Annotated in this window: 22 protein-coding genes; 12 read left to right on the top strand and 10 right to left on the bottom strand. The window is 69.9% G+C overall.

The window, feature by feature from the left end; all coding sequences use genetic code 11:
• From V5F61_RS15170 to V5F61_RS15160, 3 genes are read right to left on the bottom strand one after another with little or no spacing between them, the layout of a single operon-like run.
• Positions 1 to 1,014 carry an ABC transporter substrate-binding protein gene (locus V5F61_RS15170; protein WP_393990032.1) on the bottom strand — a complete coding sequence of 338 codons (1,014 nt, stop codon included), beginning with the start codon at positions 1,012 to 1,014 and terminating at the stop codon, positions 1 to 3.
• Positions 1,011 to 2,993 (bottom strand): MFS transporter, encoded by a 1,983-nt coding sequence (locus tag V5F61_RS15165; protein WP_393990031.1) that lies wholly within the window; start codon positions 2,991 to 2,993, stop codon positions 1,011 to 1,013. The genes V5F61_RS15170 and V5F61_RS15165 overlap by 4 nt, the downstream gene beginning before the upstream one ends.
• Positions 2,990 to 3,667: a hypothetical protein gene (locus V5F61_RS15160; RefSeq protein WP_393990030.1), complete on the bottom strand. Its 678-nt coding sequence runs from the start codon at positions 3,665 to 3,667 to the stop codon at positions 2,990 to 2,992. The genes V5F61_RS15165 and V5F61_RS15160 overlap by 4 nt, the downstream gene beginning before the upstream one ends.
• A 164-nt stretch (positions 3,668 to 3,831) precedes the next feature.
• Between V5F61_RS15160 and V5F61_RS15155 the strand changes: the two genes are divergently transcribed.
• The 3 genes from V5F61_RS15155 to V5F61_RS15145 are packed head-to-tail and all read left to right on the top strand — an operon-like array spanning position 3,832 to position 7,506.
• Entirely contained in the window at positions 3,832 to 4,578 is a 747-nt protein-coding gene (locus V5F61_RS15155) for a hypothetical protein (RefSeq protein WP_393990029.1), read from the top strand.
• Positions 4,568 to 5,452 carry a hypothetical protein gene (locus V5F61_RS15150; RefSeq protein ID WP_393990028.1) on the top strand — a complete coding sequence of 295 codons (885 nt, stop codon included), beginning with the start codon at positions 4,568 to 4,570 and terminating at the stop codon, positions 5,450 to 5,452. The genes V5F61_RS15155 and V5F61_RS15150 overlap by 11 nt, the downstream gene beginning before the upstream one ends.
• Positions 5,452 to 7,506, top strand: a complete 2,055-nt coding sequence (locus tag V5F61_RS15145; protein WP_393990027.1) for a SpoIIE family protein phosphatase — start codon at positions 5,452 to 5,454, stop codon at positions 7,504 to 7,506. The genes V5F61_RS15150 and V5F61_RS15145 overlap by 1 nt, the downstream gene beginning before the upstream one ends.
• A 454-nt stretch (positions 7,507 to 7,960) precedes the next feature.
• Here V5F61_RS15145 and V5F61_RS15140 read toward each other — a convergent pair whose 3' ends face one another.
• Positions 7,961 to 9,412, bottom strand: coding sequence for an FAD-binding oxidoreductase (locus V5F61_RS15140; protein WP_393990026.1), 1,452 nt, complete (start codon positions 9,410 to 9,412; stop codon positions 7,961 to 7,963).
• 129 nt (positions 9,413 to 9,541) lie between these two features.
• On the opposite strand from V5F61_RS15140, the gene rimM reads away from it, so the two are divergent.
• Complete coding sequence (gene rimM, locus V5F61_RS15135; RefSeq protein WP_393990025.1) at positions 9,542 to 10,093, top strand: ribosome maturation factor RimM; 552 nt, start codon at positions 9,542 to 9,544, stop codon at positions 10,091 to 10,093.
• 92 nt (positions 10,094 to 10,185) lie between these two features.
• On the opposite strand, the gene ahcY is transcribed toward rimM, so the two are convergent.
• Positions 10,186 to 11,583 carry an adenosylhomocysteinase gene (gene ahcY / locus V5F61_RS15130; protein WP_393990024.1) on the bottom strand — a complete coding sequence of 466 codons (1,398 nt, stop codon included), beginning with the start codon at positions 11,581 to 11,583 and terminating at the stop codon, positions 10,186 to 10,188.
• A 572-nt stretch (positions 11,584 to 12,155) separates the two neighbouring features.
• On the opposite strand from ahcY, the gene V5F61_RS15125 reads away from it, so the two are divergent.
• Together V5F61_RS15125 and V5F61_RS15120 are read left to right on the top strand one after the other, a co-directional pair.
• Positions 12,156 to 12,743: a CarD family transcriptional regulator gene (locus tag V5F61_RS15125; RefSeq protein ID WP_393990023.1), complete on the top strand. Its 588-nt coding sequence runs from the start codon at positions 12,156 to 12,158 to the stop codon at positions 12,741 to 12,743.
• A gap of 245 nt (positions 12,744 to 12,988) precedes the next feature.
• Positions 12,989 to 13,204 carry a hypothetical protein gene (locus tag V5F61_RS15120; protein ID WP_393990022.1) on the top strand — a complete coding sequence of 72 codons (216 nt, stop codon included), beginning with the start codon at positions 12,989 to 12,991 and terminating at the stop codon, positions 13,202 to 13,204.
• An 83-nt stretch (positions 13,205 to 13,287) separates the two neighbouring features.
• Here the strand turns inward: V5F61_RS15120 and V5F61_RS15115 are convergent, their stop codons facing one another.
• Complete coding sequence (locus tag V5F61_RS15115; RefSeq protein WP_393990021.1) at positions 13,288 to 14,895, bottom strand: gamma-glutamyltransferase family protein; 1,608 nt, start codon at positions 14,893 to 14,895, stop codon at positions 13,288 to 13,290.
• A gap of 121 nt (positions 14,896 to 15,016) precedes the next feature.
• Between V5F61_RS15115 and V5F61_RS15110 the strand changes: the two genes are divergently transcribed.
• A complete protein-coding gene (locus V5F61_RS15110; protein WP_393990020.1) occupies positions 15,017 to 15,262 on the top strand; it encodes a hypothetical protein in 246 nt (81 codons plus the stop codon).
• Between the two features lie 9 nt (positions 15,263 to 15,271).
• Here V5F61_RS15110 and V5F61_RS15105 read toward each other — a convergent pair whose 3' ends face one another.
• Positions 15,272 to 15,916 (bottom strand): nitroreductase family protein, encoded by a 645-nt coding sequence (locus tag V5F61_RS15105; protein WP_393990019.1) that lies wholly within the window; start codon positions 15,914 to 15,916, stop codon positions 15,272 to 15,274.
• 715 nt (positions 15,917 to 16,631) lie between these two features.
• On the opposite strand from V5F61_RS15105, the gene V5F61_RS15100 reads away from it, so the two are divergent.
• Both V5F61_RS15100 and V5F61_RS15095 read left to right on the top strand, forming a co-directional pair.
• Entirely contained in the window at positions 16,632 to 17,303 is a 672-nt protein-coding gene (locus tag V5F61_RS15100) for a cold-shock protein (protein ID WP_393990018.1), read from the top strand.
• 436 nt (positions 17,304 to 17,739) lie between these two features.
• Positions 17,740 to 17,931 (top strand): hypothetical protein, encoded by a 192-nt coding sequence (locus tag V5F61_RS15095; protein ID WP_393990017.1) that lies wholly within the window; start codon positions 17,740 to 17,742, stop codon positions 17,929 to 17,931.
• Positions 17,932 to 18,132: 201 nt separating this feature from the next.
• On the opposite strand, the gene V5F61_RS15090 is transcribed toward V5F61_RS15095, so the two are convergent.
• Positions 18,133 to 19,920, bottom strand: coding sequence for an ABC transporter ATP-binding protein (locus V5F61_RS15090; RefSeq protein WP_393990016.1), 1,788 nt, complete (start codon positions 19,918 to 19,920; stop codon positions 18,133 to 18,135).
• Between the two features lie 511 nt (positions 19,921 to 20,431).
• On the opposite strand from V5F61_RS15090, the gene V5F61_RS15085 reads away from it, so the two are divergent.
• On the top strand, positions 20,432 to 20,692 hold the full coding sequence (locus V5F61_RS15085; RefSeq protein ID WP_393990015.1) for a zinc-finger domain-containing protein: 261 nt from the start codon (positions 20,432 to 20,434) through the stop codon (positions 20,690 to 20,692).
• Positions 20,693 to 20,728: 36 nt separating this feature from the next.
• The gene (locus V5F61_RS15080; RefSeq protein ID WP_393990014.1) at positions 20,729 to 21,916 is read left to right on the top strand and encodes an FAD-dependent monooxygenase; all 1,188 of its coding nucleotides are present in this window, start codon (positions 20,729 to 20,731) and stop codon (positions 21,914 to 21,916) included.
• Between the two features lie 138 nt (positions 21,917 to 22,054).
• Here the strand turns inward: V5F61_RS15080 and V5F61_RS15075 are convergent, their stop codons facing one another.
• Entirely contained in the window at positions 22,055 to 22,753 is a 699-nt protein-coding gene (locus V5F61_RS15075) for a VIT1/CCC1 transporter family protein (protein ID WP_393990013.1), read from the bottom strand.
• Positions 22,754 to 22,934: 181 nt separating this feature from the next.
• Positions 22,935 to 23,906: a glutathione S-transferase family protein gene (locus V5F61_RS15070; RefSeq protein WP_393990012.1), complete on the bottom strand. Its 972-nt coding sequence runs from the start codon at positions 23,904 to 23,906 to the stop codon at positions 22,935 to 22,937.
• A gap of 373 nt (positions 23,907 to 24,279) precedes the next feature.
• Between V5F61_RS15070 and V5F61_RS15065 the strand changes: the two genes are divergently transcribed.
• Positions 24,280 to 24,774 carry a GNAT family N-acetyltransferase gene (locus tag V5F61_RS15065; RefSeq protein ID WP_393990011.1) on the top strand — a complete coding sequence of 165 codons (495 nt, stop codon included), beginning with the start codon at positions 24,280 to 24,282 and terminating at the stop codon, positions 24,772 to 24,774.
• Positions 24,775 to 24,795: the final 21 nt, after the last annotated feature.

Below are 24,795 nucleotides of genomic sequence, written 5' to 3'. Positions count from 1 at the left end.
TCAGGTGATCACTTCCGCGTAGTTGAGCATCGCGATGGGCGGGTAGACGCCAAGCTGCCTGGCCACGGACATGTTGATGATGAGGGCAAAGCGCTTCAGCGTCTCGATGGGGATCTTCTGGGGCGGCACATGCTCCACCAGGATCTCGGCGGCCTTGGAGCCGGCGAGCTGGCCCACGGAATAATAGCGGCTGACGAGCCCCACCAGCCCCTGCCCCTCGCGCAGGAAGAACTCGGTGGCGCCGAAAGTGGGCAGCCGCGCGCTGACGGCGGCCGGCCCCACCCGGCGGAAGATGGAGGCGAGGAAGGTATCGGCCGGCAGGTAGAGCCAGTCCGCGCCCTTCTCCTTCAGCCCGCGCACGAAATCCTCGACCCCGTCGCCGGTGGCGCGGGTGCCCTGCATGGCGAGCGGCTGCTCCAGCACCTCGGCGCCGATGCCCTTGCAGAAGGCGCGCATCTCCTCGACGATGGCGAGCGAATTGCTCTCGTTGGGCGAATAGATCACGCCCACCTTCTGGAATGCGCGATAGCTCTGCATGGCGCGCATCTGCACGTCGGTGGGCACCACGTGCACGGCGCCGGTGACGTTCCGGCCGGAAGAGGAGAGCGAGGGCGCGATCTTCACCTGCACCGGCGCCGCCACCAGGGCGAACACCACCGGAATGTCGCGCACATAGGGGGCGTCCGCCGGCGCGTCGTAGGGTCCCACCACAGCCAGGGTGTTGGGCGTGCCGTAGGTATAGATGAGGTCCGGCTTGAAGCTGGGCAGCACCTCGTCGAGGATGGGCCGCACCCGCGCCGGATCGCGCTCCACGTCACGGGTGAGGAACTCCACCGCGATCTCGTTGGCCGCGAAATAATCGCGGAAGCCGCGCTCCACGTCGGTCTCGCCGCGGAAGGTCAGCATCAGGATGCGAAAGGCGCGCTCCTGCCGCTCGGCGCGCGCGGGGTGCCCGAGGAGCCCGGCGGCGCCCGCCCCGAGCCCGAGGGAGAGAAGGGTACGACGGTCCATCATACGGGACTCCCTTCCGAGGAGGCCGCGCGGGTGGCGCGGCGTGCGCCTGACGGGGCGAGGCGCTGCCCGGATAGCGCAAATACCAGCGCCCCCGCCACAACCACGGCGCCCATCAGCGCGGTTGTAAAGGAAAATCCGATCGCCGCCATCAGAATGCCGGCGCCCGCCGGCCCGGCCGCGTTGCCCGAGCGCTCCACCAGCCTGAACAGGCCCAGAACGCCGGCCGGGCTGAACCCGCCGCTGGCCGCCGTGTCCGCCACCAGCGCAGACTGGGAGGCGATGGAGAGCGCCTGCCCGAGCCCGAGCATCGCCAGCGCGAACACGATGAGCCCCACGGAGGGATGGAGCGGCATCACCAACGCCCCGAGCCCGGCGACCAGCCCGCCCGCCACCACGAAGGCGGCGCGCGCCTGCAGCCGGTCCGCCAGCGCCGCGAATACCGGCACCGCCACCACCATGAGCAGCGGATAGATCATCTGGAAGCGGCCGATGGCCGCCGCCGAATAGCCCTGCCGCTGCAGCTCCAGCGGCACCAGCAGCAGGCACAGGGCCGCGAACAGCAGCTTCGCCGGAAACGCGCAGCCCAGGAGCAGCGCCATCAGCCGCGGGGCGCGGGCGGCCTGCGCCAGGTCCGCGAGCCCCACCTTCACGTGCGCGGCACGGCGCGGCGCGCGCGGCACCACCAGCAACGCCACCGCGAGCGCCACCAGCGCCAGGACAGCGGAAGCGCCGAGCGCGGCCGAAGGCCCGAGCCGGTCGGCGATGACGCCGCCGATGGGCGGCCCGCACAGGCAGGCCACCATGATCGCGCGCACGAACACCGCCAGCGCCGCGCTGCGCCCGGCACCCTGGGAGTGGTCCACCACGTGTCCCTGGGCCGAGACAAACACCAGCGCATAGCCCACTCCGGAGACGATGCGCGCGGCGAGGAAGAGGACATAGTCCGTGCTCAGGGCTGAAAGAGCATAGCCCACAGCCGCCACAGCCGCGCCGAGCACGAAGCCGGAGCGGCGCCCGAGGCGCTCGGAGAGGCCCGCGAACGGAATCTGGCACAGGGCCACCACCGCCATGAAGGCGACGATGGGCAGGCTCGCGGCCGTATCGGGGCCGAGCCCGCCGCCGGCCGGCGCCAGCGACTGCGCCAGCCGCGGCAGGAAGGGACGGGTCAATTCCTCGGTGAGCATGAACAGGAACAAGGCGGGGCGGATGGCCCCGGCGAGCCCGTTCTCGCCGGCCTCCACATCGCCGATGCCGGTGCGGGCGGCAAGGGCGTCGAGGCGGGATGCCAGCGCCGCGTCGCCCCGGGCGCGGGCGCTCTCGCGGGCCGCCTCATGGGAGGCGCCGAGCCGGGCGACCTGCGCGTCCACCGGCGCCACCAGCCCCTCCGCCTCGGTTCCGGCGCCGCTGCGATAGAGCGCGAGCCGCCCTCGCGCGAGAGAGCGCACCCGCTGCTCCACCGCCGCCATGGCCTCGATGCCGCGGGTGCCCACCACCAGCGCCACCAACTCCAGCGCCACCAGCAGCGCCACCACGCCGATAAAGGCGACATCCACCAGTACAGCGGCCACCTGCGCCCACACCACCGAGGGATCGATGGTGATGGCGATCTCGCCCACGGCGGCCCCGTCGCGCATTACTGGAACGCGCACCACCGTCGGCGCGTCGAGCCCCGCGACTGCACCGGAGCGGGCGCCCCCGCCGCCAGCGAGCGACAGCTCAATCTCAGCGAACTCGGCGTTGGCGGCCCGGAGCTCGTCGAAATAGGGGCCGACCCCCACCAGGCGGTCGAGGGGGATGCCAGCGGCGTCCGCCCGCTCCACCAGGGCCGCGGCGGAGCGCCCCACGCTCTCAGCTTTCACCAGGATGGCGGGAACGATGGTGTGCTCGGCCGCCTTGTGTGCGCCCCAGGCGATGAGCCCCAGCGCCGCGCACAGGATGAGCGCGATGGCGACGGTGATCCCCGCGCGAAGCCCGATCATCGACCATCCTTTCCGAAACCGGCGCCCGCAGCCGGCGCGCCGTGCGCGGCCAGCGCATGCACCGCCTCGGCCTCGGCGAGGGCGGCGCGCGCCGCCGGCGGCCAGCAGGCTGGATCGCGGGCGCGGCGGGCGGCGCGCCGCAGGGCCGCCGCCAGCAGCAGCCCCACCGCGATGGTGGCGAGGCAGGCGCCGGCCAGCGCCGGCCAGGCGATTCGCCACAGGTCGCGCCGCAGCGCGTCCTCCCCCTGCGCGAGCACCTGGGGATCGTAACGCATGACCACCCGGCCGATGGATTCGTCAAGATCGTTGCGCACGGCGCGGCGCACCGCATGGGGCTGCGCCCCATCCGCGCGCGTACCCACGCGCGCCGCATCGCTGGAGAACACCACCGCCCCATGCTCGTCCACGAAATCGATGGAGGTGAGCGCCGGCTCGATGCGCGCCTCCCGCTCCAGCAGGGACGGCAGGGTCGCCTGCGCTGCTGGCGCGATGCCAAGGGACGCCGCCCGCTCCACCACCGCGGCCAACCGCTCCGCAGTGACGACGAATCGGGCCTCCACGGCGGAGCGGTATGCCTTCACCAGCGTGATAGACGAGAAGTAGGCGCCGAAGGCGATGCAGGAGGCTGCAATCAGGGCAAACACGCCAATGAGCCACAGCGCAGTGCGCGTCATGCGCGGATTCCTCCAAATGGAGTACAGGGTACCATGCCGGACTCCCAAGGAGATGGGAAGCATCCTGAGATTGCAGGTTTTTTTAGACCTTGGCCGGATTTTCTCTGGTTTGGTGACGCTCGTGCGTTTAACGTCCGGGCCATCGGTTCAGCAAAGTATATTCCATGACGTTCGTGAGCCGGCTGGCATTGGTCATGATATCGGCGGTGGTCGCTACGGTGGTGGCGGTCGCCGTCATTTGTTTTGCCGCGAGCGAGCGCGTCAATACCGAGATCGAGCGCGCGCGCGTGGCAAATTTGTTGACGAACCTGCGCACGGCGACCGAGGCCAACCTCTCCATCGGCCTCGCGCTCGACCAGATCTCTCCGCTCCAGGAGCGGATCGAGCGCGAGAAGGCAGGCGACGCCGCCGTCCTGGCCGTCGATATCTTCAACGCCGCCGGCCGCACCTTCTATTCCACGGATCGCAGCATGATCGGCGAGAACGTGCCCGCCGGCTGGGTGAGCCGCCTCCCGGAGAGCGGCATCTGGAGCACCGTCGAGCGCGGCGACACCGTGTTCGGAACCCATTTCGAGAATGATCTCGGCCTCGCCGGCGGCATATCCATCACCACCTCGGACCGCACGCGGATCGCGCGCAGCGAATCGCTGGGCCTGTCCCTGTCGGGCCTCGCCATCGGTTTCGCGGTGGCGGCCGGCGCGGCGGCCGGCGTTGCCGCACTCGCCATCGGTCATGTCATGTCACGTCCGTTCGAGCGCGCCGCGGGCATTCTTTCCGGCGACATCGCCGGCGCCACTGGCGCCACCGGCCTGCCCCGGCTCGCCCTGGACGCTCAGCAGAGCTGGAGTGATGCCGCCGCGCGCGTGGACCGGGGCCTCAGCCAGCTCGGAGCCCTCGACGATGCGACCTGATCCGGCGCGGGCGCGCCTCATCGCCAGCGTCGTCGCGTTCGTGGCGACCCTCGTCGTGGGCGGCATCGCCGCCGGCCTCCTCACCTCGGCCTTCAGGGCGCGGGTGGAGGACGGGGCGCGCCGCGATGCGCTGGTCATCGGCACGTCCGTCGCCCGCGCGCTCGCGCAGCAGTTCGAGAAGGCCGAGCGATTCGGCATCCCCCTGAAGCTGCTGCCGGGGGTCGAGGCGCATCTGACGGAGACGCTCGCCGGCACGCCCGGCATCACCCAGATCATCCTGCGCGGGCCCGACGGGCGGGAGATCCGCAGCGCCACCGGCGACGAGCCGGGCGTCGATTCCACGCACGCGCCGGTGATCGTGAACGGCACCCCGGTCGCCACCGTGGAGGTGGCCACCAATCCTGCGGCCCTCTCCAACGGCTTCACAGGCATCGGCATGCAGGCGGCGGTGGCGGCCTTCATCTTCGCCGCGCTCGCCGCGCTTGCGGCGGGAGTCACCGCCGGCCTCGCCCTCGACCGGGCCGAGGCACGCCTCGGCGCCGCCCTGCGCCGCGCCGCCGCCGGCGATTTCGAGCCCGAGCCCGGCGCCGGCCGCCAGCGCGGCGCCGTGGGCAGGGCCTTCCGCGCGCTGGCCCTCGGCAACCGGCAGACGCGCGACCGCCGCGCCGTGTTCGAGGCCTATGCGGAGGAGCTCCTGGCCGTGGATTTCGACGGCTCCCTGCGGCCGGACGTGGAGCGCCTGCGGCGCGAGGTGATCGGCGTGCCACCCGCACCGGGCGAACAGCCGGACCCGGGCCGCGGCAAGAGCAAGGAGCACACCGTCAAGGGCGGCCGAAGCGGGCTCGCCGCGCGCGGCGAGCAATGGGGCGACTGATGCTGCTACGCACCCGCATCACCCTCATCGTCGCCCTCGCCTTCATCGCGCTGATGGTCGGCCTCTGGGGCGCCACCCTGTTGCGCGACCGCGTGGCGGAGAACCGGGAGAACCAGGTCGCCATCGCCGGCCAGACCGTGCTGTGGCGGGAAATCGTCGCCTTCCAGACCTCCAACCTCTCGCGCATCCTGGAGCGGGTGGATTCGTCGGCGGCCTTCCGCATCGCGCTCGGCTTCGCGGACCATCCCGGTATCGCCGCCGCCCTCAAGGAGACGGGGGTGGACATCGCCGACCCGGAAACCGCCTTCGAGGTGGTGGGCGCGGACCACGAGCTTATCTTCAGCAGCGGCGGCTCCAAGCGCAACCGCAGCATCCTCGACGCCGGCAGCCTCGACCAGGCGCTGAAGAGCAAGGCCATCACCGGCCTGCGACAGGTGGGCGCGAGCCGCATCGTCGTGCTGTCCACCCGCACCGTGCTGCTGCCGAACAAGGGTCCCGCCGTGCTCGTGCTCGGTCGCGACGCCAGCATCGGCATGGATCGGTTCGCCCGCGGCATCGGCGCCTCCACCACCCTCGTCACCGTACGCGGGCGGGTGGTGGCGAGCACCGACATCCGCCTGTGGGAGCGAGCCAAGCTCGACATCGCCCCGCGCCAGGCCATGGCCGACCGCGCGGAGATCCAGGGCCACAGTTACAATGTCATCTCCATCCCGATGGAGGATGTGGGCGGCGGCACCATCGGCGCCCTGGTGAGCCTCATCGACACCACCGAAACCCTGAAGGAGACGGGCTTCATCCGCCACGCCGCCATTGCCGGTGCGGTCGCGGTGCTCCTGCTCGGCGTCATCGGGCTCAACCTCTTCCTGTGGTATAGCTTCCGCCCTCTGGAAGAGGCCATCGACGTACTGCAGGCGCTGGCGCGCGGCGACACCTCGGTAACGGTGGAGCACACCGGCTCCGACGAGATCGGCCGCATCGCCTCCGCCGTGCTGGCCCTGCGCGCCAACGTGCAGGCATTGGCGGAAGCGCGGCGCCAGCGCGAGCGGGTGCGCCGCCGCCAGGGCGCGGTGATCTCCAGCGAGCTGAAATCCCTGGCCGATTCCATCGACCCCACCGACCGCGAGGAGGTGCTCTCCCTGCTCGCCGACAACTCTCGGCAGGAGAAGGACGACGAGCTGAAGCGCGTGGCGCGGGTGCTGCACGATCTCTCCCGCCGCATCGTCGAGCAGCACACCCGCTTGTCCTCCATGGTGGTGGAACTACGCGAGGCCCTCATCACCAAGACCAAGCTCGCCGGCCTGCAGCAGGAGCTGGAGATCGCGCGGCAGGTGCAGCTCGCCATCCTGCCCAAGGAGTTCCCGGCCGACGCCCGCGTCGCCGTGCACGGGCAGATGACCCCCGCGCGCGAGGTGGGCGGCGACTTCTACGACTACTTCATGATCGACGATCGCACCCTCGGCTTCGTGGTGGCGGACGTTTCCGGCAAGGGCGTGCCGGCGGCCCTGTTCATGGCCATCTCCCGCACGCTGCTGCGCTCCACCGCCTTGTTCGAGCGCTCGCCGGCGGGCTGCATCCGCCGCCTGAACGACCTCCTGGCCGTGGAGAACGACCAGGTGCTGTTCGTTACCGTGCTCTACGGCGTGCTCGACCTCAACACCGGGCGCGTGACCTACGTGAACGCCGGGCACAACCTGCCCTATCAGGTCCATGGTAACGGCGCGGTGGCCAGCGTGCCCTCAACCGGGGGCATGGCGGTGGCGGTGCTGGAGGGCTTCGTCTACACCGAGCGCACCTTCCAGCTTGAGCCGGGAGACACCCTTTTCCTCTACACCGACGGGGTCACGGAAGCCTTCGACGTGGATGAGAACCCCTATGGGGAAAAGCGCCTGGAGACGCTGCTGGCGAGCGGCGCCAGCGAATGGTCCGTGCACGAGCTCTCCGAGCGAGTGCTGGCCTCCGTCCACGTGTTCGAGCGCGGGGCGCCGCAGGCCGACGACATCACCTGCCTGACACTGCGTTATTTCGGCGGCAAGGGCGCGTCGCACGGCGCCTGACCACCAGCCGGCTCACACGGGCATCCGCCGGAAGGCGGGCGCCGCCGCAGCAAGGACAGGAACGGGACAACGGCGATATCGCCAGCGGAGCGCGCCGCGCGCAGGCGCCCCTCCCGGTCACAGGCTCCTGTCGCGGATTAAGGCAGCAGCGCGTGAGCCGGCCGCCCGCGGCGCGAGGTTGGCGCGGTTTCGCGCGAAGCGGCAGGCGGTTCGCGGCAAGAAAAGGCGAGAGCTCAACGCTCTGGAGTATTTCCCCGGGGAGCCAGCGCGGACGGAAGACGCCCCAGACCGCGTGGCGCTTGAGCCAACCGCGGTCCAGGACCGGGCCGATGGCATCAGAAGCCCGCCGCCCTGCAGCGCAGCCATGTTCCGACATTCCAGGATGAGCGCCAGAGCTGGCCCCGCGCAGGCAGGGCCCGGCCATCGGCGCTCACCGCGGAAGAAACGCCCGCCCTCAGAGGCCGGGCACCACCTTGCCCGGATTCATGATGCCGAGCGGGTCCAGCGCCTTCTTCAGCGATGCCATCACCTCGATGGCCACCGGGTCCTTGTAGAGGGGCAGCTCGTCCCGCTTCAGGATGCCGATGCCGTGCTCGGCGGAGATGGAGCCGCCCATGCCCGCCACGAGATCATGGACGAGGCGGTTGAACGCCTCCCAGGTGTCGAGAAAGGCCTGCTTGTCCATGCCCGCGGGCTGGCTGATGTTGAAGTGGATGTTGCCGTCGCCCATGTGGCCGAACGGACAGGGGCGCAGGCCCGGCATGTGCTCCACGCACAGGCGGCTCGCCTCCTCGATGAAGCGCGGCACTAGCGACACCGGCACGGAAACGTCGTGCTTGATGGAGCCGCCCTCGAACTTCTGCGCCTCGGAGAGGGATTCACGCAGCTTCCACAGAGCCTGGGACTGCGCCTCACTGGAGGCGATCACCGCATCCTCGATCTCCCCGGCCTCGAACGCCTCTCCCAGAACGCCCTCGGCGAGGGCGGGAAGGTCGTCGTCGCGGCGGGTGGAGGTGAGTTCCGCCAGCACATAGAAAGCATGCGCCTCGGAGAACGGCCGCGCCGTGCCGGGCACGTGCTTCAGCACCGTCTCCAGCCCGAACTCGGAGAGGAACTCGAAGCCGGTGAGAGCATCTCCAGCCACGCTGCGCAGGCGGTTGAGCAAAGCGAGCGCGGCATGGGGATCGGCGAGGCCGACAAAGGTGGTGGTGCGCTGGCGCGGCGCCGGGAACAGCCGCAGCGAAGCCGCCGTGATGATCCCGAGCGTGCCTTCGGCGCCGATGAAGAGGTCCTTCAGGTCGTAGCCGGTATTGTCCTTGCGCAGGCGCGAGAGGCCGTTCCAGATGCGCCCGTCCGGCAGCACCACCTCCAGGCCGAACGCCAGCTCTCGCATGTTGCCGTAGCGCAGCACGGCCGTGCCGCCGGCATTGGTGGAAAGATTGCCGCCGATCTGGCAGGTGCCCTCGGACGCGATGGAGAGGGGGAACAGGCACCCCTTCTCCGCCGCCGCCTGCTGCACCTGGAACAGCGTGCAGCCCGCCTCCGCCACAACGGTAAGGTCGGTGGCGTCGAGGCTGCGGATGCGGTTCATACGCGAGAAGCCGATGAGGAGCGCGCCGAACGGCACCTGCCCGCCCACGAGGCCGGTGTTGCCGCCCTGGGGTACCAGCGCCACCCCGGCGGCCGCGCATTCCGTCACGATGAACGCCACCTCGGCGGTGTCCGCCGGCTTCAGCAGCGCAGGCGTCGCGCCATGGTAGAGGCCCCGACCCTCCACCAGCAGGGGCGCGAGCTCCGCGGGATCGGTGACGACGTTGCGCGCGCCGATGCGCGCGGCGATGCGCTCGAGCAGGGCCTGCAGGCGGCCGGCATCGAACAGGAGGGGGGCGGGAGCAGCGGTAGACATGGCGCGCAAGGTGCCCCACCCCTCGCCCCGCCGCAAGGGCGGATGACGCCGCGCCCGGCACTGGCGGGCTTTCATTTTGCCGCGTCTTGGGGAAGAAGAAGCGCCCGTGCCATCGCTCCGGAGACTGACGTGACAGAACGCATCCTCATCGCCCGCATTGGCGCTCCCCATGGGGTGAAGGGCGAGGTGCGCCTGTTCATCTTCGCCGAGGACCCGGAGGCGGTTCTCGACTACGCCCCCCTCACCGATGCCGAGGGGCGCCGCGCCTTCACCCTCACGGCCCTGCGTCCGGCGAAGGAGCACTTCGTGGCGCGCATCAAGGGCGTGGACGACCGCACCGCGGCCGAGGCCCTCACCAACGTGGACCTCTATGTGCCGCGCGACGTGCTGCCGGAGACCGAGGACGATGACACCTTCTACCACGCGGACCTTCTGGGTCTGCGCGTGGAGAACGAGGCCGGCGAGGCCATCGGCACCGTGGTGGCCCTGCACGACTTCGGCGCCGGCGACGTGCTGGAATATACCCCCGCGGCAGCCGCGCGCGGCCGCACGCTCATGGTGCCCTTCACCCGCCTCGCGGTGCCGGTGGTGGACGTGGCCGCCGGGCGCGTGGTGCTGGCCGCCGATTTCATCGACGCCGGCACCGAGCGGCCGGAGCCCGGCGAGGATACGCAGGGCTGAGCCCGCGCCCGCCCCGCCTGCCCGCGCCACCCTGAACCCAAACGAAAACGCCGGCCCGAGGGCCGGCGTTCGCATTCAGGACGACGTACCGCTCAGTAGCGGTACTGCTCGGGCTTGAAGGGGCCGGTCTGCGGCACGCCGATGTAGGCGGACTGCTGATCGGACAGCTTGGTGAGCTTGGCGCCGACCTTGTCGAGATGCAGCGAGGCCACCTTCTCGTCGAGGTGCTTGGGCAGGGTGAACACCTTCTTCTCATACTGCCCGGGCTTGGTGAACAGCTCGATCTGCGCCAGCGTCTGGTTGGTGAAGGAGGCGCTCATCACGAAGCTCGGGTGGCCGGTGGCGTTGCCGAGGTTCACCAGGCGGCCCTCGGAGAGCAGGATGATGCGCTTGCCGTCGGTGAACTCAACCTCGTCCACCTGCGGCTTCACATTGTGCCACTTGAAGTTCTTCAGGCCGGCGACCTGGATCTCGCTGTCGAAGTGGCCGATGTTGCAGACGATGGCGCGGTCCTTCATGGCGCGCATGTGGTCCACGGTGATGACGTCCACGTTGCCGGTCGCGGTCACGAAGATGTCGGCGCGGGGCGCGGCGTCTTCCATGGTCACCACTTCGTAGCCCTCCATCGCGGCCTGGAGCGCGCAGATGGGGTCGATCTCGGAGACCAGCACGCGGCAGCCCGCATTGCGCAGCGAGGCGGCCGAGCCCTTGCCCACGTCGCCGAAGCCGGCGACCATGGCGACCTTGCCGGCCATCATCACGTCGGTGCCGCGGCGGATGCCGTCCACCAGCGACTCACGGCAGCCATAAAGGTTGTCGAACTTCGACTTGGTGACGCTGTCGTTCACGTTGATGGCGGGCCACAGCAGGGTGCCCTTCTTCTGCATCTCGTAGAGACGGTGCACGCCGGTGGTGGTCTCTTCCGTCACGCCGCGGATGTTGGTGGCGAGCTGGGTGTACCAGCCGGGCTTGTGCTTCAGACGGCGCTTGATGGCCGCGAACAGCACTTCCTCTTCCTCGTTGGACGGAGTGTCGAGGAAAGCGGTGTCGCCGCTCTCCGCGCGCTTGCCGAGGTGGACGAGCACGGTGGCGTCGCCGCCGTCGTCCAGGATCATGTTGGGGGTGCCGCCGTCGGCCCACTCGAAGATGCGGTGGGTGTATTCCCAGTAGTCTTCCAGGCTCTCGCCCTTCACGGCGAACACCGGGGTGCCGGCCGCGGCGATGGCGGCGGCGGCGTGGTCCTGAGTGGAGTAGATGTTGCAGGAGGCCCAGCGGACATCGGCGCCGAGCGCCTTCAGCGTCTCGATGAGAACGCCGGTCTGGATGGTCATGTGCAGCGAACCGGCGATACGCGCGCCCTTCAGCGGCTGCGCGGGGCCGTATTCGGCGCGGGTGGCCATGAGGCCGGGCATCTCGATTTCGGCGATGTCCAGTTCCTTGCGGCCCCAGTCGGCAAGGTTGATGTCTTTCACGACGTAATCGTTGCTCATGGCTCACTCCGCGAGAAATCGCCTGCTCCGAACCGGGCGCGCAGCAAAAAGGGGCGCGGCATCGGGCTCGGCAGGCGGGCAATTAGCACGGCGCGCCGAAAGCGGCAATCAAGACATAAAGAAATGTTTATATCACCCGCGCAACGCGGCGGGGAATGACCTGCCCCACAGCCCTGTGCAAACGCGGGCTGGTCGCATTGACGACAGGCGCGCTTTGATTCTTACAAAAATTGTGATATATGGCACTTTACAGTCGATTGCTTCCATCAATGCTGCAAGCGCGCATACCATCGCGCAATCTCGGATTACCCCCAAACGGGCACCCAGGCTTTCGAGATCACAGGAGCTTCTGGAGCACTGAAGCGAGATCTGCGTGTCAACCGCCGGGCCACGAGCCCAGGGGGCGTGACGCGGCAGCTTGTTATGGCCTTCGACTGGCAAAACGGGTCGTCGGGCGTCCGGCCGCGACCCATGTCCACAGCGCAAGGCGCACCGCGCCCCGGTGACCGGACCGGGACGTCACGCGCGCCATCAGATCCGGCCTCCGGGGCGGATCGGGAGTGGTCAAGAGCATGTCGACCAAGAAGAACGCGCAGACCCGTCTCGGCTTCAAGACGGGTGAGCACATTGTCTACCCGTCGCATGGCGTCGGCCGAATCATGGCCATTGAGGAACAGGAAGTCGCCGGTTTCAAGCTCGAACTGTTCGTTATCTCCTTCGAAAAAGACAAGATGACGCTGCGGGTGCCTGTACCCAAGATTGCCAGCGTCGGCATGCGCAAGCTTTCCGAGACCAACATCGTCGAAAAATCGCTCGAAACCCTCCAGGGCCGCGCTCGCATCAAGCGCACCATGTGGAGCCGCCGGGCCCAGGAGTATGAGGCCAAGATCAATTCCGGCGATCTCGTCGCCATCTCCGAGGTGGTGCGCGACCTCTACCGCTCCGACACCCAGCCCGAGCAGTCCTACTCCGAGCGCCAGCTCTATGAGGCCGCGCTCGACCGCATGGCCCGTGAGCTCTCGGCAGTGCAGAACATCACCGAGACCGAGGCGGTGAAGCTCATCGAGCAGAACCTGCTGAAGGGCCCGCGCCGCGGCGCCGCCAAGGCCGCCGACGAGGCGGAAATGGACTCCGAGATGGACGCGGAAGAGGCGGCCTGAGCCCCTCTCCCTACGCCTTCGATCATGCTCAAGGCCCGGCTCTGCCGGGCCTTTTGCTTTTGCGGCGACATCGGCGGGTGCCGGCTGCCCTGCGCGCGCCGGGCCTGTTCGCGGGCGAGCCATTGCAGGCACCCGACCGCCACGCCGAAAGCCCGGCGGCACCGGGTTCCGGCCCCTCGCCCGGATGGGAACCGCGGCAACGGCGCGGCGTTCATCTTCACGGGGCTCAATTTGGAGGACCGCACATGGCAACGCGCGACCAGGACCAGCGCCCGCCGCAGCCCAACCCCGGCCAGAAGCCGCAGACCCCCGACGCCCAGCGCGGCAGCGAGCGCCAGCAGCAGCAGGCCCAGATGCCCGGCCAGAAGGGTGGCCAGCAGGGCGAGAACAAGGGCGGCCAGCAGCAGGGTGGCCAGCACAACCCGCAACGCAAGGACGACGAGCGGCACGGCCAGCGCTGACCTCTCGTCGGAGATGATGCGCAAGCGCATCCGGTGCCACTCCCGGCTTCGGCCGGGGGTGGCGGAAGCTAAAGACGCGCCGCTCAGGCGCCCGCCGCGCCGCCATCCGCCCGTGGATCATGGGCACCTTCGAGCCCGCCTCGCCCATGCAGAATCACCGCGCCCGCATGACCCATGGTGTTTGAGTAGGCCTCCGGCAGCACCACCAGATCGTGGCCCGCCGCCGTGAGACGTTCCACCAGCCCCTCCTCGAAACGGGATTCCAGCCTCAGCCGCGTTTCCGGCGCGCCCCAGGTGCGGCCCAGCAGCCACCGCGGCCGGGCGATCGCCTCCCCCAGCGGCACGCTGAACAGCACATGGCGCGTGAACACCGCCGACTGGGTCTGCGGCTGGCCCTCCCCGCCCATGGTGCCGAAGCCCATCACCCGCCCGTCGCGCAGCACCGCCAGCGCCGGATTGAGCGTGTGGAACGGCCGCCGGCCGGGCGCCAGCGCGTTGAGCGCCTTGGGATCGAGGGCGAAGCTCGCGCCCCGGTTCTGCATCAGCACCCCAGTGGACGGCAGCACGCAGCCCGAGCCGAATTCGAAATAGATGGACTGGATATAGGACACCACCAGCCCGGAGGCATCCGCCGCCCCGAGCCAGATGGTGTCGCCCGCCTGGGCCGGGCGCGGCCACGCCAGCGCGCGGCGCGGATCGATCCGGGCCGCGCGGGCATCGAGGTCATCAGACGAGAGCAGGCGACCGAGATCGGCGGTGACGCGCTCGGGGTCGCACACCACCTTGTCGCGCACCAGGAAGGCCTGCTTGGTGGCCTCCACCAGACCGTGGATGTGGCTGAAGGTTTCGGCGCCCTCGCACTTCAGGCGAGCAAACAGGCCGAGAATCAGGAGCGATGCGAGCCCCTGGGTGGGTGGCGGCGCATTGAAGACATCGCCCTGCGGCAAGCTCACCTTCAGCGGCTCCCGCGCCTGCGCCGCAAAGGCGGAAAGATCCTCCCGCCGCACCGGACTGCCGATGCGCTCCAGGTCCGCCGCCATCTCGCGGCCCACGTCGCCGCGATAGAAATCGTCGAGCCCGGCACGTGCAAGGTGCTCCAGCGTGTCGGCCAGCCGCTCCTGGCGCAGCAGAGCGCCTTCCGCCGGCGGCGCGCCCTGCGGCAGGAACACCGGCGTGAAGCCCGGCAGATCCCTCAGCTCGGCGGCCTTCTCGGCTGTGAGCCGGGCCTGCGAGGCCGTGACGGGGTTGCCCTCGCGGGCATGCCGGATGGCCGCCTCCAACAGGCGCGGCAGGTCCATGCGCCCGCCGTGGGCGCGCGCGGCATCCAGCGCCAGCCGCCAGCCGCCCACCGCGCCCGGCACCGTGAGCGCCGCCAGCGGGCCGCGCGCGGGCACGCTCTCGTGACCGAGATCCCGGTAATGGGCGATGGTGGCCTCGCGCCCCGCAGGGCCGCATGCTTCCAGATAGCGCACCCGGCCGGAGGGCTCGCGCACCAGCCAGAAGCCGTCGCCGCCCAGGTGGTTCATGTGCGGATAGACCACCGCGATGGCGGCGGCCGCGGCCACCGCAGCCTCGATGGCGTTGCCTCCCTCCGCCAGCACCTGCCGCCCGGCCTCCACCGCCAGCGCGTGGGGCGCCGCCACGATGCCGCGGCGGGCGTGGACACTTTCATATGCGCTGGCGGGCAGCATCGCGAACTCCGGGGCGGGACGTGGGCTGTGGGGCCGGGAGCCTTGACCGCGCCCTGCGGGCAGGTCAAGTTCCCGGCCAAAGGAAGGCTCCGGCATGCGCCGGGCCGTCGAGGAGAGATGAATGACGCGGCCCGCGGTCCCCGGATCGGTGAACTGGAGCAACATGCTGACGGTGGGCAGCGCGGCGATTCTCATCGCCACCCAGGCCATCGCCACCGCCGTCGCCGCCGGCTGGGCCCTCGCCGGCCTCTTCAACATGGGCGACCTCGGCGAATATGCGCTGATGGCGATCTTCGGCCTCGCCGGCGTCTATGCCTCGATCGCCTATTTCCGCAAGGCGACACGCAGCGAGCCCCTGCGCCACTGACCCGCGGCCTCACGGCGCAAGGCGCGTCACCACCTGCACGAGGGGCGGGCGCGGGCGGTCCGCCACCCGTTCGGCCGGACGGCCGATGTGGAAGAAGCCGGCCACCGTCTCCCCCTCCCCGACTCCGAGCAGCGCCGCCGCTTCCCGGTCGCGGCCCGGCCACTTCAGCAGCCACAGCGCGGAAAAACCCAGCGCCTCCGCCGCATGCATCAGGTTCATGCCCACGGCGCCCGCAGAAAGCACTTGGTTGAACACCGGAATCTTCGCTGCGGAATCGGGCCGGCTCACCAGCACAACGGTCAACGGAGCCCGCAGGAGGTAGTCGCGCCACATGTGCGCCTTCTCCGCCGGCAGGTCCGGCACCTGACGGGCATAGAGCGCGTCGAGCCGCGCGCCGGCCGCCGCACGGGCCTCCCCCTCCACAACTATGAAGCGCCAGGGCACGAGCCGTCCGTGGTCCGGCACGCGGGCGGCAATGGCGAGCATGCGATCCAGCGTCGCAGCATCGGGCCCCGGCCCCACCAGAGAGCGCAGCGGCAGAGAGCGCCTGTGCTCCAGCAGCCACAACGCTTCCGGTACCGACACGGTGGCAAGCGGCGTCCGGTCGTGGCTTGGCGACGGCTGGTGGTCATGGGGCTGTTGCTCTTTGTTCATAACGAACATCCTCCGATCCCGCCGCCACCTGGGTGGTGCGACCCGTCTTGCAAAAATGACACCCCGACTTCAACTTTTTGTGATCGCAACCAGGAGCCGGCAGTCGAGGCCTCCGCCCGTGGACCTGGCAGGCGCAGAATACCCTCTATGCAGCAAGATCGAGCGCCATCAATATACCGGGCGGCGGCCGTGCCACGCCTCCCCCGCCCGGCGGGCGCCCGCCGGGCGGGGCCCGGTGTCCACGCAACGCGAACCACGATGCTGCAACGCAACCGCAGGCGAAATCATTGACTTGCGGGCAAGTCCCGCTCGGGATGCCGCATTGCGGCGTGCGCTACCAGAGCGTGCGGTGCCATCCGCCGCCAGAGACACGCCCTAGTTGCTTCGCCGGCGCATTAAAATCGTGTGCGCCGCCGGGAACGCTGATCGCGCCGCCGTGCAAGAGTTCAACATTCATGTACCAAGTGGAACCAAATGTGTGTTAGTGTCATTGGTGGCTGGCAGAGCGCGTGCAGCGGAGTTGTTTGGACGCGAATTTGCCACCTTGTCCATTAGGCTACGAGGCAAGAAGCGGGTGGCTGGGTTGAGCGTCGTGCGAAGGCGGAGGTCAAATCCCCCAAGACGTGCAAGTTAATCTGCACAATAGACGCGTTTTAATTCAGCAGTGGTGGATGGCCTAAGCCCAAATTGGCGAATGACCTCAACGGAATTACACATGAGCCGTAACCGAGACTTCCGAGAGCCGCGCCGCCGTGGCTTTGACGACGACTTTGCGCCGCCGCGTGATCGCGGCTTCGGAGGGGACCGTCCGTTTTCATCGCCGAGCAGCTTCAGCGCCCCCGCTCCCTCCGGCCCGCCCATCGACGCCACGGTGAAGTGGTTCAACCCGGAAAAGGGTTTCGGCTTCGTGGAGCTGTCCGACGGGTCGGGTGACGTGTTCCTGCACGCCCGTGCCCTTGAGGCCGCCGGCCAGGAAAGCGTGCCTCCCGGCTCCAAGCTTTCCGTGCGCGTGGGCCAGGGCCAGAAGGGCCGGCAGGTGACCGAGGTGCTCGACGTCGACACCTCCACCGCCGAGGCCGCCCCGCCGCGCCGCAGCTTCGGCGCTGGTCCCGGTGCCGGCCCCGGCGCCGGTCCGCGCATGGGCGGCGGTGGCCCCCGTGCCGCCACCGGCCCCACCGAGGAGCGCGTGGGCACCGTGAAGTGGTATAACCCCGACAAGGGGTTCGGCTTCATCGCGGTGGAAGGCGGCGGCAAGGACGTGTTCGTCCACGTGACCGTCATCTCCCGCTCCGGCCTCACCGATCTGGCCGAAGGCCAGCGGGTGGTGGTGCAGGTGGGTCAGGGCCCGAAGGGTCCCGAGGCCCGCGGCATCGAACTGGCCGACTGATCTGAGATCCCGTGCTGTGCGCACCACCGGAAACGGTGGTGCGCACAGTCGTTTTCAGTTGCTGCGTGGCGGATTCGCAGGCTCGCGGCGCTCGTCTCTTCGTCATGAGCCCTGAGTTCTCCCCGGCTCACCCTGGTCGATCATGTTCCCGCAGCATGCTGCGACGCGACCGGACTCAAAGTTTGAGCCGCAGGCGTCGGCAGGGCGACTGCGCGCAGGAAGAATCCCCCTTTTCCGGTGACGCGGGGCTGGTCCGCGGCGGAAAAGCGTGCCACACCCAATTTCCGAAGCCGCAGCCGGGTTCAGGGCGCGCTCCAGGATGAAACGCTTGGGATCCGGCGCTTTTGAGACGGCCTCGACATCTCTCGCGGAGCCGCGCACGCGGCCGGATCCGTCATTTTCCCCACCGCGCATCTCGTTGGAGTAGCGAAAAAAAATGTCGCAAACGGTAGAGGCCGACCTTCTGAGCCTCCTCGAACGCCTCAAGACCGCCCAGCGCGACCTTCTGCTGACCGCAGCCAAGAGCCGCACGCTCCCCTCCGATGGCATGCTGCGCAAGATCTCGGAGCTTGAAGGCGCCATCGCCGCTGCCGAGGCGCTCATCCAGGAAGAGCACGACCGTCCCTAAGGGCACTGCAGGCCGTGCCGCCATCCGCAGTCTCGCGCCCCTGCGACACGGCATCGACGGGACCTCACCGGCCATGACCGGAATGCCAGCCGGCTCTGTATTTGTGTGAAGATCGCGACAGCCGGCGCCGACCGCCCTGAGCTCAATGCAGCGGGGCCTTGATGCTTCAAGCTCCTGCCTTTCGCGTACAGGCGTTCAGCCTCAGGCGGCGAGGTCCAGCGCCTGCCGCTCGAACAGGGCGCGGTAGAGCCCGCCCTCGCGGCGCACCAGGTCCTCGTGGCTGCCCTCCTCGGCGATGCGGCCGCGATCGAACACCAGCAGGCGGTCGAGAGCCCGCACCGTGGAAAGCCGGTGGGCGATGACGAGGGTGGTGCGCCCCTCCATCAGCCGCTCCATGGCCTCCTGGATCAGCGCCTCCGATTCGGAATCGAGGCTGGAGGTGGCCTCGTCCAGGATCAGGATGGGCGCGTCGGCCAGGAAGGCGCGGGCGATGGCCACCCGCTGGCGCTCGCCGCCGGAGAGCTTCACTCCGCGCTCGCCCACCAGCGTTGCATAGCCACGCGGCAGGCGTTCGATGAAATCCGCCGCATGGGCGAGCTTCGCCGCCCGCTCGATCTCTGCGAAGGAGGCGTCCGGCCGGCCGTAGGCGATGTTTTCCATGAGCGAGCGGTGGAACAGCACGGGCTCCTGCTGCACCACCGCGATCGCCCGCCGCAGCGAGGCCTGCGTGACCTCCCGCACATCCTGCCCATCCACCACGACACGCCCGCCGCTGACATCGTAGAGGCGCTGGATGAGCTTCACGAAGGTGGTCTTGCCGGAGCCGGAATGCCCCACCAGCCCCACCCGCTCGCCGCCTGCGATGGGGACCGACAGATCGCGATAGAGCGGCTTGGCATGGACGCCGTAGTGGAACGTGACATGCTCGAAGGCGATCCGCCCCTCCTCCACCCGCGCGGCCGGCGCGCCTGGCCGGTCGGCGATGGCGGCCTGCTGCCGGTCGAGCGCCACCAGCTCCTCCAGGTCGTTCAGCGAGCGCTGGAGGTTGTGCACGTGCATGCCGATATCGCGCAGGTAGGAATGCACCACGAAATAGGTGGTGAGCACATAGGCCACATCGCCGGGGCTCGCCTCGCCCCGCCACCACAGCACCAGCACCGCGCCGATGATAGCGGCGCGGAGCGCCAGCAGCATAACCAGCTGGAAGGTGCCAGCCCAGGTGCCGCGCATCCAGGTGCGCTGGGTGCGCCCCCGCCACTTGCCCAGCGCAAGGGTGAGCCGCGCCTCCTCCCGCGCCTCCGCGCCGAAGCCCTTCACCACCGGGTTGCAGCCCACCGCATCCGCCAGCACGCCGCCCACTCGCGTGTCCCATGCGTTGGAAAGCCGGGCGGAAGGTGCCACCATCCTGACCGACAGCACCAGCGTGAGCGCCACGAACACCGCCGCGCCCACGGCCACGATGAGCCCCATCACCGGCCAGTAGACCCCGAGCAGCGCCGCCGAACCGGCAAGCGCCACCACCGAGGGCAGCAGCGCGATGAGGATGGTGTCGTCCAGAAGATCGAGCGACCACATCCCCCGCGAGATCTTGCGCACGGTGGAGCCGACAAAGGTGTTGGCGTGCCAGTCGGACGAGAAGCGCTGCACCCGCGCGAAGGCCTCGGCGGCCATGTCCGCCATGCTGCCGAGGGTAAGCCGCACCAAGGTCTCGAACGAGAGGTGCCGCGCCACCAGCATGCCGGCGCCCAGCGCCAGCATGGCGAGGAAGGCCTCGACGGCGGCGGCACGGGCTGCCTCCCGCTCCGCCGCCGGAGCGGCCACCGCCTCCACCAGCCGGCCGGCGAACACCGGCACGAACACCTCGCACAGCACGGAAACGAGCACCGCCCCGGCCGTCCCGGCGATCAGCCACGGCCGGCGCCGCCAGTGGCGCCACAGGAAGGAAAGCACGGCGCCGGTGCCGGCAGCCTGGGAAGAAGAAAGCGACATGTCGTGATCCGGCGGCGCGCGGCGCCCGGCCGGTCCCTGGGAATGCAAAGGGGAAAATGGCGCGGGGGCGCCATGGCGTGAAGCGGGGGACGCGCGAAACCGGCCAGAGGCCCCGCCGGATATCGGCACGAGATGCGGCATCCAGCCGGCTTCGCCAGGGTGGAGCCTCTCGAACGGGGCCTTCCGCGAATCGCGCTCCGGCTGGCCAGCCAGCACGCAACCGGCCCCGCCGGCTCAGCCGGCCGAACCTCTCAGCAGGCGGCGCGGCGGCGCTGCAGCGGCGCGGGCACCGGGAAGGCGCAGTCGCGCATGACAAATCGCATGAATGGCGCCCTCCTCTGTCACGTTGGGGATGCCGCACCTTAGCCGCCCCCGCCGGCCCCGGCAACCGGCCGGCCGGTGCCTCCGGCGCTTGTGACGCGCCCCGCCCTCTTTCATCCCTGCGCGAGCGGGGATAAGGTCGCCGCGCTTTTTTGGAGCCTCTACAGGCAGAGCGACGACAGGCAGATCCATGGCGGACACCGGCATTCCTCACTTCTGCAACGACCTCGGACTCACGACGATCGAGGTCGGCAGCAAGGAGTTCATGTGCATCGGCGCGAAGCCGCCGTTCGACCACCCGCACATCTTCCTCGATCTGGGCGAGGATGCGGAGAAGGTCTGCCCCTACTGCTCCACGCTCTACCGCTACAATCCCGAACTCGCCCACGGCGCGGCGAAGCCCGAGGCCTGCGTCTGGCACGACTCGGACGAGACCTCCGCCGCCGCCTGATCCCTCCAGCCGGCCGCCGCGGCGGCCGGGACCGACATGCCCGACCCCATCCCCTTCCGCCCGAAGCCGCAGCTTGCGGCGCGCTCCGCCGTCATCGTCGGCGGCGGCATCGGCGGCCTTGCCTGCGCGATCGCCCTGCGCCGCGCCGGGGTCACCGTGCAGGTGGTGGAGCGGGCGAAGCGCCTGCGCGAGGTGGGCGCCGGGCTGCAGCTCACCCCCAACGCCACCCGCATCCTGCGCGATTTCGGCCTGCTGGACCGCCTCAAGGCGAGCGCCGTGGCGCCGAACGCCCTGGATGTGCGGGACGGTCGCACCGGCGCCACCCTCACCCGCACCGAATATGCCCCCGCAGCGGCCCGCTACGGCGCGCCCTTCCTGGTGGTGCACCGAGCCGACCTGCAGGGCCTGCTGGCGGAGGCCGCCGTCGAGGCGGGGGCCGCCGTCGCGCTCGGCGCGGACCTCACAGCGGTGGAGCCGGCCTTCGGCGGCGTGCGGGCGGTGGTGAACCAAGGCGGCGATCTCATCGCCCATGGCGCAGACATCCTGGTGGGGGCGGACGGCGTGCGCTCGGCGGTGCGCGCCCATCTCGGCGCCTCGGCCCCGCCCGTGTTCGCGCGGCGCGTCGCCTATCGCACCACGGTGAACCTGCCCGACGGCTACCCCAATGAGGTGCGCCTCTATCTCGGCCGCGACGCCCATCTGGTGGTCTATCCGGTCAAGGGCGGGGAAACGCTGAACCTCGTCGCCATCGTCAAGGAAACGAAGCCCGTCGCGCGCTGGAACGCGCCCGGCGAAGACGCGGCCGTACACCTCGCCTTCGCCGACTGGAACACGGACGTGCGCCGCCTGCTGGAGAGCGCGCCCCACTTCCTGTGCTGGGGCCTCTACGACATCGATCCCCTGCCGCGCTGGAGCGCCGGCCGGGTGACCCTGCTGGGCGATGCCGCCCACGCCATGCTGCCCTTCCTCGCCCAGGGCGCGGCGCAGGCCATCGAGGATGCAGCTGCCCTCGCTGGCGCCATCACCCGCCACCGCGATGCCGCCGGCGCCCTCAAGGCCTATGAGGGCGAGCGCATGGCCCGCACCGCGCGCATCCAGCGGGAAGCGCGCCGCAATGGCCTCATCTACCACCTCTCCGGCCCGCCGCGCTTCGCCCGAGACCTGGTGCTGCGCCGGCAGGGCGCGGCGTTGCTCGACCGCTACGGCTGGATCTACGGCGCCTGAGGAAGGAGCCCGCCATGCGGCGGGTACCCGGGAAACGATCGCGCACACGCTGCGACCTGACGGCCCGCGCCCCAGCGCGAGCCGCCGTCTTGCCACATGCGAAGAAGGCAGCGCCCTTCCGCCCGGCCACCGATGCCCTCAGACGACACCGCCCACCAGATGGCCGACGCCGGCCGTGACGGCCAGCGCGAGCGCACCCCAGAAGGCGACGCGCAGGGTGGGCTTCAGCACCGGCGCGCCACCCGCCTTCGCGCCCATGGCCCCCAGCACCGCCAGCAGCAGCAGCGAAACCACGGAGATCGCGATCACCTGCGCCCCCGCGGGCGTGAGCGCCGCGACGATGATGGGCACGATGGCACCGGCCGTGAAGGTGCCGGCCGAGGTGAGCGCCGCCTCGATGGGCCGTGCCACCACCACCTCGGAAATGCCCAGCTCGTCGCGGGCGTGGGCGCCCAGGGCATCCTTGGCCATGAGCTGCTCGGCCACCTGGGCGGCGAGCTTCGGCTCCACGCCGCGCGCCTCGTAGATGGCGGCGAGCTCGCGCTGCTCGTGATCGGGCATGGTGGCCAGCTCGCGCTTTTCCTGCGCGAGTTCCGCCGCCTCGGTGTCGGCCTGGGAGCTGACCGAAACATATTCGCCCGCCGCCATGGAGAGCGCGCCGGCCACGATGCCGGCAGTGCCGGCCACCAGCACGTCTTCCGAGGAGGTCGCCGCGGCGGCGACACCCACCATGAGGGACGAGATGGAGATGATGCCGTCATTGGCGCCGAGCACGGCGGCCCGGAGCCAGCCGATGCGATCGACGAGATGGCGCTCTGTATGCCTGGGTGGGTTCAAGATCAGTCCTCACTGAGGGATGCACGCCACGCGCCACGGCGCGCCGGCACCCCAGCGGCACGCCCGGACGGCGCGCGGAAACGCCGGCGCCCGTGCCCGAAGGCCCCTCCGCGCCAGCGCCGCACCAGCCCCGCGCGCCCTTCCTGCGCGGGACGCATGACGGCTTCAAGACGCCCGCACCTCAGCTCCGCGCGAACCGTTCGCGATCATGCGGCGCATCGAGATCCTGGAGCGGGCCCAGGGGCACGATGCCGGTGGGGTTGATGGCCTTGTGGCTCTCGTAATAGTGCCGCTTGATGTGGGTGAAATCCACCGTCGGCCGGATCTTGGGGTGTTGGTAGAGCGCCTTCAGGTAATTGAAGAGACTCGGGTAATCCGCGATGCGGCGGATGTTGCACTTGAAGTGGCCCACATAGACCGCATCGAACCGCACCAGCGTGGTGAAGAGGCGGATATCGGCCTCCGTCATCACGTCGCCCACCAGATAAGGATGGCGCGAGAGGTGGGCCTCGAGCACATCGAGCCGGCGGAACAGCACGCCCACCGCCTCTTCGTATGCGGCCTGGGTGGTGGCGAAGCCGGCCTTGTACACGCCGTTGTTCACCTCGTCGTAGACCACCTGGTTCACGGCATCGATCTCGGCGCGCAGCGGCTCGGGGCAGTAGTCGGCGGTCACGTCCGTGAAGGCGGCGAAAGCGGTGTTGAACATGCGGATGATCTCCGCCGATTCGTTGCTCACGATGGTGCCACGCACCTTGTCCCACAGCACCGGCACGGTCACCCGCCCGCTGTAGAGGGGGTCGGCGGCGGTGTAGATTTCATGGAGGCGGGTCTTGCCGAGCAGCGGATCGGGGGTCTCGAAGGTCCAGCCCTCCGATCCCATGTAGGGGTCCACCACACTCACCGAAATGACCTCTTCCAGGCCCTTCAGCGCCCGCATCACGAGGGTGCGGTGCGCCCATGGGCAGGCGAGCGACACGTAGAGGTGATAGCGCCCGGCGGCGGCCGGGAAGCCGCCCTCGCCGCTCGGCCCTGGCGCGCCGTCGGCGGTGACGAAGTTGCGGAAGCGCGAGGCCTGCCGCTCGAAGCGGCCGCCGGTGCGCGATGTGTCGTACCACTGGTCGTGCCAGACGCCGTCGATGAGAAGGCCCATGGGTGTCTCCTGTGCGTGGCCGTGCCCCTCCCCCGCGGGCGCGGCGGCGAAGGTGCCCCTCACATGGCGTCTCGCACGCGCGGCGGCCATAAGCGGGGCGGCAAACGCCGTTTGCGTGGCGGCATCGCTTTGCCGGCTCACCCCCCTGGACCACGGCGAGGGAGCGTGCTATCGCCCGCCGCGTTGAGGAAGGAACCCGTCGAGATGACCGCCCTGGTCCAAGGCCCGGCCCGCTGCCAGCAGCGACGACGAATGAACGCGGCGCGCCCCCGCGTCCGCTTCGCCCTGCCCGCCTGACGCTCCTTCGGCGACGCCCCGCGCGCCGGGGTCCGGGCGGAATGACCGCTCCTGCCCGAAAGCGCCCAAGGCCATCATGACCGAACTTCCCCTCACCATCGCCCTTGAGACCTCCCACGACGACGCGGCCGTGGAGCGGCTGCACGAGCGCACCTTCGGCCCCGGCCGGTTCTCGCGCACGGCCTTCCGCATCCGCGAGCAGAAAGGGCATGAGCGCGCCCTCTCCTTCACCGCGCGGGTGGGCACCATGCTGGTGGGCTCGGTGCGGCTCACGCAGGTGCGCATCGGCACCACTCCGGCGCTGCTGCTGGGCCCGCTCTCTGTGGAGCCGCCGTTCCAGTCGGTCGGCATCGGCGGACGCCTGATGGAGGACGCGCTGGAGGCGGCCCGCGCCGCCGGCCACCGGCTTGTGGTGCTGGTGGGCGACGAACCCTATTATGCCAAGTTCGGCTTCAAGCGCGTGCCGCCGGGCACCGTGACCCTGCCCGGCCCCGTGGACCCCGCGCGGCTGCTGGTGGCGGAACTCGCGGAGGGCGCCTTCGCCGGCGTTTCCGGCATGGTGAACGCCTGAGGCAGAACACGCCTGAGCCCC

Source organism: Xanthobacter sediminis, assembly GCF_043195015.1.
In the GTDB taxonomy this organism is placed as follows: domain Bacteria; phylum Pseudomonadota; class Alphaproteobacteria; order Rhizobiales; family Xanthobacteraceae; genus Xanthobacter.
The sequence above is the reverse complement of the archived record's forward strand: the minus strand, read 5'-3'. Positions and strand labels throughout refer to the sequence as shown.